General features: G+C 34.2%; 9 protein-coding genes. 1 reads left to right on the top strand and 8 read right to left on the bottom strand.

What is annotated here, in order from left to right; all coding sequences use genetic code 11:
• Window positions 1-3: 3 nt before the first annotated feature.
• From Q361_RS01450 to Q361_RS01415, 8 genes are all read right to left on the bottom strand, one after another.
• Window positions 4-507 carry a gliding motility lipoprotein GldH gene (locus Q361_RS01450; RefSeq protein WP_262496221.1) on the bottom strand — a complete coding sequence of 168 codons (504 nt, stop codon included), beginning with the start codon at window positions 505-507 and terminating at the stop codon, window positions 4-6.
• A 4-nt stretch (window positions 508-511) separates the two neighbouring features.
• Window positions 512-1705, bottom strand: a complete 1194-nt coding sequence (locus Q361_RS01445) for a PSP1 domain-containing protein (RefSeq protein WP_103724925.1) — start codon at window positions 1703-1705, stop codon at window positions 512-514.
• Between the two features lie 169 nt (window positions 1706-1874).
• Window positions 1875-4295: a ribonucleoside-diphosphate reductase subunit alpha gene (locus Q361_RS01440; RefSeq protein WP_103724924.1), complete on the bottom strand. Its 2421-nt coding sequence runs from the start codon at window positions 4293-4295 to the stop codon at window positions 1875-1877.
• 217 nt (window positions 4296-4512) lie between these two features.
• The gene (locus Q361_RS01435) at window positions 4513-5490 is read right to left on the bottom strand and encodes a ribonucleotide-diphosphate reductase subunit beta (protein WP_103724923.1); all 978 of its coding nucleotides are present in this window, start codon (window positions 5488-5490) and stop codon (window positions 4513-4515) included.
• Between the two features lie 351 nt (window positions 5491-5841).
• Entirely contained in the window at window positions 5842-6435 is a 594-nt protein-coding gene (locus Q361_RS13695; RefSeq protein ID WP_169929240.1) for a hypothetical protein, read from the bottom strand.
• A gap of 91 nt (window positions 6436-6526) precedes the next feature.
• A complete protein-coding gene (locus Q361_RS01425) occupies window positions 6527-9925 on the bottom strand; it encodes a hypothetical protein (protein ID WP_103724922.1) in 3399 nt (1132 codons plus the stop codon).
• A gap of 74 nt (window positions 9926-9999) precedes the next feature.
• On the bottom strand, window positions 10000-11253 hold the full coding sequence (locus Q361_RS01420) for an aspartate kinase (RefSeq protein ID WP_103724921.1): 1254 nt from the start codon (window positions 11251-11253) through the stop codon (window positions 10000-10002).
• A gap of 72 nt (window positions 11254-11325) precedes the next feature.
• On the bottom strand, window positions 11326-11814 hold the full coding sequence (locus Q361_RS01415; RefSeq protein WP_103724920.1) for a GNAT family N-acetyltransferase: 489 nt from the start codon (window positions 11812-11814) through the stop codon (window positions 11326-11328).
• 283 nt (window positions 11815-12097) lie between these two features.
• Between Q361_RS01415 and Q361_RS01410 the strand changes: the two genes are divergently transcribed.
• Window positions 12098-13102 (top strand): AAA family ATPase, encoded by a 1005-nt coding sequence (locus Q361_RS01410; RefSeq protein ID WP_103724919.1) that lies wholly within the window; start codon window positions 12098-12100, stop codon window positions 13100-13102.
• Window positions 13103-13139: the final 37 nt, after the last annotated feature.

The raw sequence follows: 13139 nt of genomic DNA, 5'->3' as shown, positions 1-13139 counted from the left end.
GTATTAATTTGCAGATTCTATTCTAAAGCCAACCTCTGTAATACCTGGTAGTTTTACTATTCCTTCTGTTTTTCCTATTTGTCTTACAGCTTGTTGTATACTTAATTTGTATTTTCCTTTTTGCGAAAATTTAAAATTTTCTTTATAAACTAATTTACTTTCTTTAATGTCTGAAAAACCTTGCCCCATAAGCGTACCATCTGGATTTGCCATTTGATATTCTAAAGTGTCTACCAATATTTTGCGGTTAGGCTGTTCCATAGATACTATTAAAAAAATATTGTTGTATGGATAACTATTGTTGTCTCTAAGGTTTACAAACAAGTTGAATGGTTTGTTTACATCTAGAGCTGGGAGTTCAAAATTAATTTTTTTGGATTTCTCCCAAGCATTATTTACAGATTGGTATTCATCGAAAACTCTTTTTTCATCACATGAAAATAGCACAAATACCATCATCAAAAAGAGTAGGTTTTTAGCATCGAAAAAAATAGACTTTTTGTTCATTACACTACTTTTTAACAGGTTTGTTATTTTCGTTACCTTTTGAAAAATTCTCTTTTCGTTTTTGTTGCGGTTGGTTGTTATTTCTTCTTTTTTTCTTTCTTTTTGGCTGATCAAAACGTGTAAGACTTTCTTGTCCCATGGCGTTGTTGAAAGTAACTTCGGGCTCTTCGGTAGTTTCTTCAATATAATCTTCTAGAGCTGAAACCAATTTGTTTTGCTTGTTTAAAGCAATCATCTCTTTTACTTGACTAATGTGAAGTTTATGCCAATTGGCGGCATTATCTTTGTATGAAAACCACATCAATCCTTTAAAAATATCTTGCTTTTGGCAAATTGCCTCGCCTTTTTCTGTTTTGATTCTAGTGTCTAAATCTGGAAAACCTTTTAAAGCATCTAAATAAGTGTCTAATTCATAATTTAAACAACATTTAAGTTTTCCGCATTGTCCAGCCAATTTTTGAGGATTAAGAGAAAGTTGTTGGTATCTCGCCGCAGAAGTATTAACACTTCTAAAATCTGTAAGCCATGTAGAACAACATAATTCTCTACCGCAAGAACCTATACCACCCAAACGAGAAGCTTCTTGTCTAAACCCTACTTGTTTCATTTCGATACGGGTTTTAAACTCTTGCGCATACTCTTTTATCAGTTGTCTAAAATCTACTCTATCATTGGCTGTATAATAAAAAGTAATTTTAGAGCCATCGCCTTGGTACTCAATATCAGATATTTTCATTTCTAAATTGAGTTTAATGGCTATTTCGCGAGCTTTTACTTGTGTTGTTTCTTCTTTGGCTCTAGCTTCACTCCAAATGTCGATATCTTTTTGAGTTGCTTTTCTGTAAATTTTTGGAAGTTCTGCAGTATGGTAGTCTATGTTTTTTTTCTTCATTTGCACTTTTACCAGCTCACCAGTAAGTGATACAATACCCACATCATGACCTGGAGCCGTTTCGGTGGCTACCACATCGCCAATAGCTATAGAAAGGCTTTCTGAGTTTTTAAAAAACTCTTTTCTTCCGTTTTTAAATCGAACTTCTACACAATCAAACATTTTTTCTCCTGTAGGCAATCCCATATTGGAAAGCCAATCGAAAACAGTAAGTTTATTACAACTACTTTCGCTACAAGAACCACTATTTTTACACCCCTTGTTATCGTGCGATTTTCCAGAGGTTGAGCAATTTGCACATGCCATATTTATATTTTATCTAGATGAGTATTGTATACTCTTGCTATTAAACGTTAAGTGTGTAAAGATATTACATTTTAGTTTATGATGTCAATGTCTTTTATCCTAAAAAAAATTACACAAAAAAGCCATCTATACATAGACGGCTTTGCGTTGTATTTTTAAAAAGATAAGATTAAGAACCACACATTTCACATTCATCTGGGCCTGCATTGCGGGCTTGTTCAATCATGGCTCTAAAATCTTCTGCGGTCATTTCGCCCGTTTCATTGGGCACTAACACCTCTACAGCTTTGGGCTCGGCAACAGCAATAGGCTCAGCCTTTTTTTCATTATTTAATGTGAATTTAATAGCGTCTACCGCTGCTTTTGTTCTTAAATAATACATACCTGTTTTCAAACCGCTTTTCCAAGCATAAAAGTGCATAGAAGTAAGTTTTGCATAATTGGCATCTTGCATAAACAAGTTGAGCGATTGTGATTGATCTATAAAATAACCTCTTTGACGGCTCATATCTATAATATCTTTCATAGACATTTCCCATACGGTTTTGTAAAGTTCTTTTAAATCTTGCGGAATTGACTCAATGTTTTGAATAGAGCCATTATTTCGCATAATTTCTTGTTTTAGACTTTCATTCCAAAGCCCTCTGTGAACTAAGTCGTGAAGTAAATGCTTGTTTACTACAATAAATTCGCCCGAAAGCACTCTGCGGGTGTAAATATTTGAGGTATAAGGTTCAAAAGCTTCGTTGTTTCCTAATATTTGCGAGGTTGATGCTGTAGGCATTGGCGCCATAAGTAATGAATTGCGCACTCCATGTTGCACTACTTCTTTTCTTAATGATGCCCAATCCCATCTGCCTGATAAGTCTTCATCTTTAAGCCCCCATAGGTTGTATTGAAACTCTCCTTTTGAAATAGGAGAACCATCAAAGGTGCTATATGGGCCTTCTTCTTTTGCCATTTCCATAGATGCAGTAACGGCTGCAAAATAAATGGTTTCGAAAATTTCTTGGTTAAGTTTTTTAGCCTCATCGCTCGTAAAAGGCATTCTTAACATAATAAAAGCATCTGCCAAACCTTGAACGCCTAATCCTACGGGTCTATGACGCATATTGGAATTTTCGGCTTCTTTTACAGGATAATAGTTTCTGTCGATTACTTTGTTTAGGTTTCTTGTTACTCGCTTGGTTACATTGTACAACAATTCGTGATTGAATGTGTTGTTTTCGATAAACATAGGTAAGGAAATAGATGCTAAGTTACATACCGCTATTTCATCTTCGGAGGTGTACTCCATAATCTCGGTACATAGGTTTGACGAACGTATAGTACCTAAATTTTTTTGGTTTGATTTTCTGTTGGCAGCATCTTTATAGAGCATGTATGGAGTACCTGTTTCTATTTGAGATTCGAGTATTTTTTCCCATAATTCTCTAGCTTTTATTGTTTTTCTACCTTTTCCTGATTGCTCGTAAGAGGCATATAATGCTTCAAATTCTTCGCCATATACATCGTATAAACCTGGGCACTCATTAGGACACATTAATGTCCAGTTGGCATCTTCTTCTACACGCTTCATAAACAAATCTGAAATCCACATAGCGTAGAAAAGGTCGCGCGCGCGCATTTCTTCTTTTCCTGTATTTTTTTTAAGGTCTAAAAAGTCAAAAATATCTGCATGCCACGTTTCTATATATACCGCAAAACTTCCTTTTCTTTTTCCGCCTCCTTGGTCTACATAGCGAGCAGTATCGTTAAATACTCTAAGCATAGGCACAATACCGTTTGAGGTACCATTGGTTCCGCGAATGTAAGAGCCTGTTGCTCGAACATTGTGTATAGAAAGCCCTATACCTCCCGCAGATTGTGATATTTTGGCGGTTTGTTTTAGGGTATCGTAAATTCCGTCTATGCTATCGTCTTTCATGGTTAATAAAAAACAAGACGACATTTGAGGTTTTGGTGTTCCTGCATTAAATAGTGTAGGAGTGGCATGGGTAAAGAATTTTTTTGACATAAGGTCGTAGGTTTCTATTACCGATGTTAAATCGTCTAAATGAATACCAACAGCTACACGCATAAGCATGTGTTGTGGTCTTTCTACTATTTTTCCATTTATTTTTAATAAATACGAACGTTCTAAGGTTTTAAACCCGAAGTAATCGTAGTTAAAATCTCGGTTGTATATAACGTGCGAATCTAAAAATTCGGCATTTGCCATAATAACTTGATGTACTTCTTGGGATATAAGAGGCGCTTCTTGATTGGTTCTTGGGTTTACATAGTGATACATATCGTTCATGGTTTCGGAGAACGATTTTTTGGTATTTTTATGTAAGTTGGATATGGCTATTCTAGCGGCCAATAGGGCGTAATCTGGGTGGGTTACCGTCATGGCTGCTGCGGTTTCTGCGGCAAGGTTGTCTAGTTCTGAAGTCGTTACACCATCATACAACCCTTCTATAACTCTCATGGCTACTTTTACTGCATCGACTAAATCGTTGAGCCCGTAACATAATTTTTTGATTCTATCGGTAATTTTGTCGAACATTACGGGTTCTTTGTGCCCGTCTCTTTTTACTACATACATAAGCGTTAATTTTTGGGTTATAAAACAAATAATCCCTTATTTGTTTTGGTGTATTTGTACTGATTTTTTAGGGCTATGGTTTACTTCCTAGCCCTGATGGAAGTGCAAATCCTTTTAAACTATTGTTGTACAATAGTTTAAAAGATTGAAACGTACAGCAGGAATAAGGCATTTGTTGGGGCTCAAACCATTCGCTACTGTATCTTGTTGTAGTAGGTTAAAAATCGGCGTCGAAACTTATTTTACTGGCTTGCGAATCGTTGTTCATTACGCCTGCTTTTTGGTACTCGCCTACTCTTTTTTCAAAGAAATTGGTTTTTCCTTGTAGCGAAATCATATCCATAAAGTCGAACGGATTGGTTACGTTGTATACTTTATTGCACCCTAATTCTACCAAAAGCCTATCGGTAACAAATTCTAAATACTGCGTCATAAGGGTAGCATTCATGCCTATAAGGCTTACAGGTAGAGATTCTGTAATAAATTTACGCTCTATATCGAGTGCATTGGTAATGATTTCTGTAATTCTTTGAGGTGAAACTTTGTTTACCAAATGGTGGTTGTGTAAATGTACGGCAAAGTCGCAGTGCATACCTTCGTCTCTTGAAATAAGTTCGTTGGAAAAGGTAAGACCTGGCATTAAACCTCTTTTTTTGAGCCAATAAATTGAGCAGAAAGACCCTGAAAAGAATATGCCTTCTACTGCTGCAAAGGCAATAAGTCGTTCTGCAAAGCTTGGCGATTGTATCCATTTTAAAGCCCAATCGGCTTTTTCTTTAATAGCAGGAAAAACTTCTATGGCGTGGAAAAGCTGATTTTTTTCGGCTTCATCTTTTACATAAGTATCTATAAGCAACGAATAGGTTTCGCTGTGGATATTTTCCATCATGAGTTGAAATCCATAGAAAAATTTTGCTTCTGGATATTGCACTTCGGAAACAAAATTTTCGGCTAGGTTTTCATTAACAATACCGTCTGAAGCGGCAAAAAATGCCAAAATATGTTTGATAAAATAACGTTCCTCGTCGTTTAACTTGTTATTCCAGTCGTGAAGATCTTGGTGTAAGTCAATTTCTTCGGCTGTCCAAATACAGGCTTCTTGTTTTTTATACCATTCCCAAATATCATGGTGCTTGATTGGGAATATAACAAATCGGTCTTTGTTTTCCTGTAGGATGGGTTCTATAAAAGACATTTTTAGGGAATTTTGTAGTTATTATTATGTTACTTTTAGCTCTACAAAGATTGGTATTTGAAATGAAAAATGAAAGCCAAACTTATTCACAAATCGCATGAGTTTTTAACAATATGTTATTTCTAAACGATCTCTGGTTTGTTTTGTAATTGTTTGGTTTTTAGGTTTTTAAAAAACAATAAATACTACCAAAAACTGCCAAAGTCCTTGTTTTATAAGGTGTTTTGAATGGTTGCTCAAAAAGTTTTCGAAAAGTTTTCGTACGTAATTTTACATGGTGCTGAAACAAAAAAAACAGATTCTAAAATACATTAGAATCTGTTTTGGTTTTTTGTAATTAATTTCGCTTAATTATTCTTCGGCGTCTCTATCAATATAGGTTTTGTTTCCGTTTTTATTGATGTAGTATTTTCCACCTCTTGGTCCTGTAAATACTTTTTTACCTTTGTAAGTACCTGTTGCTTTATCGGCTACCTTTTTTTCTGCTGCTTTTGAGGCTGCAGTTTCTTTCATGTCTTCTTTTTCTTCGGCAGCTGTTTTTTTAACTTTTGCTTTGGTTTTATTTACTTCGGCTTTTGCTTTACCTTCTGCAGATTTTGCTTTTCCTGTTGCAGAAGCGCTGCTTTCTTTCGCCTTAGCCTCACCGTTTTTAAAACGTTTGTCTACCGTTCCGTCTTTTTTTAGTCTTGGTGCTTTTTCTTCGGCATCTTTTGTAGCTTTTTCTTTTTTAGCTTTTGCTTTTTTCTCTACGTCTTTAGCTTTATCTTCGGCTTCTTTTTTGGCTTTTGTTTTTTCTTCTTTAACTTTTTCAGCCTTTTCTTTTTTTTCTTTAACTACTTTTTCGGTTCTAGCTTTTGTTTTTTTAGCCTTTTTTTCGGCAGTTTCTTGTGCAAAGATGGTGTTTGAAAACATAAATATCAATGCAAGTGCAATAAGTTTTTTCATGATTTTAAAATTTTATTTTAGATGTTAAATTTACTGATTTATTTTTTACGCAAATAGTATTCCATTATTTATTTTGTAGAATTTATTTTACTTAAAAATAAGCTCTTAGCTGAATAGTTCCTGTATGAATAGCTGTTGAATTTTCTGATTTTCTGCCTAGATAATTAATGTTGATATCTAAGTATTGTGTGAGTTTTTTTTGCAACAATAAACGCCAAGTAGCATTTTTGCCCGACTGTAACCCTTCGAGCATAGTAAACCCTACTGGAGAAAGCGCATTGCCAGAAAATTTGTTGGTGTAAAATGCGTATTCGGCATTTAATGTAAATTGTTTTTCGCTTAAATAATTACAAGTTACACCCCATTGGTTTTGTTGTAAAGTCTCTAAGTTGCCTAAACTATTTTGTTTGTTTTTGAAGCTGTAAAAACACGATACCGAAGCATTATTGGAAAATAAATAGGACACTTTGGGTTCTAAACCGTAATTTTTTACTTCGTAATTTCTAGAGGCATAGGTGTCGGAAAAACTCAATGTGTTTGAGTATACAAATAGGCTACTCAGTTGCCATGTTTTTTGAATAAGGTGCACATATTGCAATTGGTGTGATTTTAAATTATTTTCTAATGAGCCACTATTTAGCAACGATTTTATATGATTGTTGGTATAAGTGTAGGTTGTTGTGTGGTGTTGTTTTCCTTTGTTGTAAAACAAACTGTTTCTAAAACTGGTATTTAAACCTAATAAATTTTCGGTAGCTGTAGAAAAAGGATTCAAATCGAAATTATCTTGTTGCTTTTTTATTTTTCTGTCTAACGAAAAATTGGTTTGATTGTAAAAATGAGATAAAAACTTTTTTACCCCATTGCTGGTATTCCAACCTGCCGGATTGCACACCAATGCTTGAGAAAACTTGTTTTGATGGGTTTTGATAAAAACTTGATTTGGTAGAAATATACGCACATATTTTGCCAAATCGGGAAACGGAGCTACTTCAAATTCTTGCAACTCTTGAATACCGTTGTTGTTGTAATCGTTCCACATATAAACACCTTGTGACGGAGGCACCTCAATATAAGTAAACTCTTGTTGGGCTATACTCCCCGATTGGTTTTCGTAGGATGTGGAAATTTGTATTTTTTGATTAAAAAAAGTATCGTTGTATAAAATTCTTGAGTTTAATGAAGGTTCTGTAGGCTTGCTGTTTTGCGGGTAATAAAGCGTTCTATAGTTTATATAGGCTGACAAATTGGTTTTTTGATTTTGTATTAATTTTGATTTTATATAACCGTTGTGCGATGTATTTACTCTTTTTAGTATACCCATCTGCAAACTATCGTTTACTCTATATTTATAGCCTGTTTCTACAAAAACTTTCGTGCTATCGCCTCTTCCTAAATGCGTGCCTAATTCTGAAAACCGTTGAGAGGGTTGAAGAATTTCGTTTGTTGTATTTAAAATTAATTTATTGTTTTCTGTTTTGTATGTCGCTCCAGTCCAATTTTTATAAAAATGATAATTTACTTTGGTTCGTGTTCGCAAAAAAGAACTTTTATTAGTTTCAGAACGACTATTTAAGTAACTATTATCGCTTTGTACCAACCACTTTGAGCTGGTTACATGCGCTGTTATTGTATGCTTAATTCCGGAAAATGAACCAGAGTCTGCCAACGATTCAACTTGATAATTTACGTTTCCTTTTTCTTTTAAATCTAATTGCAATCCTGTTTTTATAAGGCTTTGATTGCCTGTAAATGCAGCAACATTCCAATCTCTATTAAATTCTATAGCATATAATCGTTCTATAGTTTTAAAGTTTTTTTGTACAAATTGTACCGTAGCAAAGGTGTTCCAATTGTATTTCCCGGTAAACAATCGTTGTTTTGCTTGTAGCACTCCTGCTAAGCCTTTGTTGTTGGCATCATCTAATGTTGAATATAGGTTTAAATCGTTATTACTTACTCCCAATTCAAAATCTATGTCTGTTTTTTCACCAAGATTTATTTTAGATGTTACCGTTGCTATTTGTAGTTTGGTTGGCGCAATAAGTTTTATGGTTGGCTCATAATTTCCTTGTGGTATTCCTGCTATAGGGGCAACATATTGGTAAATTTTTCCTATAGCCGATGTATTACTTACTATATAATTGCCCATATTATTACCAACCCATGTAAAACGTACGTTGTACAGTGTTTGTGTGGCATCGGTAGAAAATTCATAAATTATGGTACTCCCTATTGTGTGTTTTTTATACAATATTTTATTTTCAGAATAGGTGTCTTGGTATGCAGATAGGGCAAACATACTATTAGGATTATCACCCGCATTTTGTAAAATAGCTATTTGCTCTTGACTTAAATTTTGCTGCAGAGGTTGGTTTTTTACATCGTTTTCATTGTACCAATAACCACCTACACTCCATTTTTTTTGTTTATATATTGTTCCACCATACGATACAAATCGGGTGAAATTTCTATCAGAATATTGATATTCTACCACAATACGCATTTCTGAATTAATAGGAAATAACGATGTGAATTTTATTTCTCCTGCGTTGTAATCTATTACATAATCATTGTTTTCTCCGCGTTTAAGTACTATTCCGTTTACATAAACTTGTTCTGAACCAGAAATAACAAGCACATACAATTCTCCATTATTTCCTTTGAGTTTGTATGGCCCTTGGTTGCCTTCTTGCCCCGTAAAACTACTCTTGGCATATTGACCTCGCACTACAGCCCCCGATGCGTATATTTCGGTGCTTTTATCTGGAGTTCCTAGCGTTACTTTGGTAGAAAGTCCTTGTACTTTTTTGTTAAAATTCATAAAACGACTTTTTCTGTTTTCGAGAAACAAATCACCTGCTCTTATGTTCCATTTATCAGAAAATAACTCTATAAATATTTGGTCAAACTCATCTATTTTTTGGGAGTAACCGTTGTTTTGCAAAGGTATGTTGCTATCTTGTATTGAGGCTCTAATGCCTACTTTGTCTGAAATTTTACCTGTTATTTGTAAATCAAGATTTGAATTTACCGTTGCATTTTGATTGTTCCCCACCGTAACCCCACGAGTAATACTACCCGAAGTGTTGAGCCCGTCAAACGGTTTAAAAGTATTAGGTTTAGGTGTGTCTAGGCTATACAAAGTGCCTTTGCCATTGGGTACTACAATGGCGTTTTCAAACTTAGTATATGTTTTGGTAACAAATGTTGGATAAACGCTATGTTTTACTAGTATAGTATCTATATTTTTTGGACGTTGTTTCCAAACCAATATTCCTTTTTTAAAATCTACCTTATACAATAAACTGTCTATTGCAAGCCCTTTTTTGTCTGTCAATTCAAATTTTTCGGTAGGGATACTGGTTGTATAAATAATGAGTGTATCTTGAGCAACAGCCATCTTTTTGGTAGTAACAGTAGGCTCTTGTTGGGCATAGGTATGCCAACACAAAAGCATAAAAATTATCTGTACTACTTTTTTTATCATGACTATATAACTCCTAAAAGTCAAAAGTAGTATTTAATACCCAAAAAATGGAATGGTACAAATTTTAAAACGTTTTACTCTTTGGTAACCAATTGAAGTGTTTCTCTAGAAATTTGTTTTACTAAAACTGTTTTATCTTTTTCTACCAATTCAGAAGCTGCTTTATCAAAATGACGAATGGTATAGAGCGACACGTTTTCGTTGTACGATACACTAAACTTTTGAGACAATATTGTTTTTAAGGCTTCAAAATTAGTAAACTTATCTTCAATACAAATAGAAAAACTAATGGCTGTATTTTGTATTAAACTTACTTTTATTTTAAACTGATGTAGTAATGCAAAAATTTCGCTGATATTTTCTTCCATAATAAACGAAAAATCTAGAGAAGATAACGAAAGCAACAACTGATTTTTCTTTACAATAAAACACGAGGTTTGAGGTTCCAAATCGGCTCCTTTAGACACGCTTGTACCAGCCAACATAGGGTTTACAAACGATTTTACATACAAGGGTATTTCTTTTTTTTGCAGTGGCTGTAATGTTTTTGGGTGAATTACAGTAGCACCATAAAAGGCAAGTTCTATAGCTTCTCTATACGATATTTGATGTAGCAGTGTAGCATTTTCAAAATAACGCGGGTCGGCATTGAGAACTCCAGGAACATCTTTCCATATAGTAACACTTTCAGCATCTAGACAATAAGCAAATATAGCAGCGGTATAGTCTGAGCCTTCTCTACCCAAAGTTGTGGTAAAACTATTCGGATCTGAACCTAAAAAACCTTGAGTAATATTAAGAGCATTGCGATTTACTCCTTTTGTAATAAGCTCTTGTGTTGTATTCCAATCTACTACAGCGTCTCGATAAGTAGTATCTGTTTTTACAAAATTGCGTACATCGAGCCAGTTGTTTGTAAGCCCTTGTGCCTTAAAATAATGGCTCACAATGGTTGTTGATATAATTTCGCCATAACTTACTATTTGGTCGTACACAAAATTGTAGTTGGGCGATTTATTGCTACGAATAAAATATTCCAAATCGGCAAAATGATTGTTTACATCAAAATAAACTTCATGTTCCTCGTTGTTAAAAAGTTCATCTAGTATTTGGTAGTGGTATTTCTTGACTTCAAGTAAAGAGGCATTAAGCTCGTTTGATTTTTCAAAATAATGCTTAATAACCATCTCCAAAGCGTTGGTTGTTTTTCCCATAGCCGATATAACCAACAAGGTATCTGTATATCCTACGGTTTGTAATACGTGAAGCACGTTTTGTACTCCTTTTGCATCTTTTACCGATGCACCCCCAAATTTGTAAACTTTCATTTATTTTTTACTGTAAAAAATTATACTGCAAAACTAGTAAATCTTGTGTTTTGTATAAATATTCTTTTTGTTTTAATCTAATTTATCTCTCGTGTTTTCTAAAAACTTATTTATTGTGGCTTCATCCATTTGGGCAATGCGCCAATCTGTAAAAATGGTAGCTCCTGTTTTTTTATAAAATGTAATGGCTGGTGTATTCCATTCGAGTACGGCCCATTCTATACGCTTTACCTTTTCTATTTTAGCTTGTTCGATTATTTTTTTGTACAACTTATAGCCTATTCCTGCACCTCTGTAGTCGTGCTTAACAATAAGATCTTCAAGGTGTATGGTTTTGCCTTTCCAAGTAGAATAACGAAAGTAATACAATGCCATACCTACTATTGTGTTTTCTACCTCTGCTACATAGCAATTAAATAACGGCGGATTACTAAACCCATCACGCAATAAATCTTCTACCGTTATCTCTACTGCATGAGGCTCTTTTTCAAAAACAGCAAGTTCTTGTATTAATTGTAATACTTGTACCATATCTTGTGGTTGGGCTTTTCGTATCATTATTTTTATAAAATTAAAAGAGCTAAGATATGTATTTCATAAAATTTTATTATCAAAAATAGTTTTTTATGCTAATTTTTGTTTTATAAAAACAAGATCGTAATAATGATTTTTTCTTGCTTAATCTTATTTTATTTTTAAAAACCCTTAATCTATTGTAAACAAAATGCTAAAGGATACTTAAAGTAGCACTGTATATATAAGTTTTAACTGATTATTAACATTGGCATTGGTTTTTAATTTTCAATTTTGAAATGTTAAAATTTAGAACATAATTTCGTGCATTATGGAATCAGAACATACCACTTTGGACATTAGAGCCATTAATGAAAAAATAGAAAGAGAAAGTGCTTTTATAGACCTTCTTACTTTGGAAATGAACAAAGTAATTGTGGGTCAAAAACACATGGTAGAACGATTGCTTATTGGCTTGCTTGGTCAAGGTCATATTTTACTAGAAGGGGTTCCAGGCTTGGCAAAAACTTTGGCCATTAATACGCTTTCAAAAGCCATACAAGGCAGTTTTAGCCGTATACAATTTACCCCCGATTTATTGCCTGCAGATGTAGTAGGTACCATGATATACAACATAAAGCAAAACGAATTTTCTATAAAAAAAGGCCCTGTTTTTGCCAATTTTGTACTAGCAGACGAAATTAATAGAGCTCCTGCCAAAGTACAATCGGCTTTGCTTGAAGCCATGCAAGAAAAACAAGTAACGATAGGCGATACTACCTTTAAGCTCGAAAAACCTTTTTTGGTACTGGCTACACAAAACCCTATAGAGCAAGAAGGTACCTACCCGTTACCCGAAGCTCAAGTAGACCGTTTTATGCTCAAAACAGTAATTGATTATCCTAAAATGGATGAAGAGCGTTTGGTAATTCGTCAAAATCTTATGGGTACTACTACTGCGGTAAATGCAGTTGTATCTGTAGAACAAATTCTAAGAGCTCAAGAGGCTGTAAAAGAAGTATATATGGACGAAAAAATTGAAAAATATATACTCGATTTAATTTTTGCTACCCGATATCCCGAAAAATACCGATTGGAAAACTTAAAACCTTATATCGCTTTTGGTTCATCTCCTCGTGGTAGTATAAACTTGGCTACGGCAGCCAAATGTCATGCGTTTATTAAACGTCGTGGCTATGTAATACCCGAAGATGTACGTGCAGTAGTTCACGATGTATTGCGCCATAGAATAGGCATTACCTACGAAGCCGAAGCCGAAAACATGACCTCTGTAGATATAATAAACAAAATAGTAAACGAGGTAGAAGTACCTTAATTAGCTTTTAGCTGTCAGCTGTCAGCAATCAGCTAAA

Origin of the sequence: Flavobacterium croceum DSM 17960 (assembly GCF_002917885.1) — a bacterium.
Classification (GTDB): domain Bacteria; phylum Bacteroidota; class Bacteroidia; order Flavobacteriales; family Flavobacteriaceae; genus Flavobacterium; species Flavobacterium croceum.
Note: the sequence above shows the minus strand (reverse complement) of the source record. Positions and strands in the feature narration are given on the sequence as shown.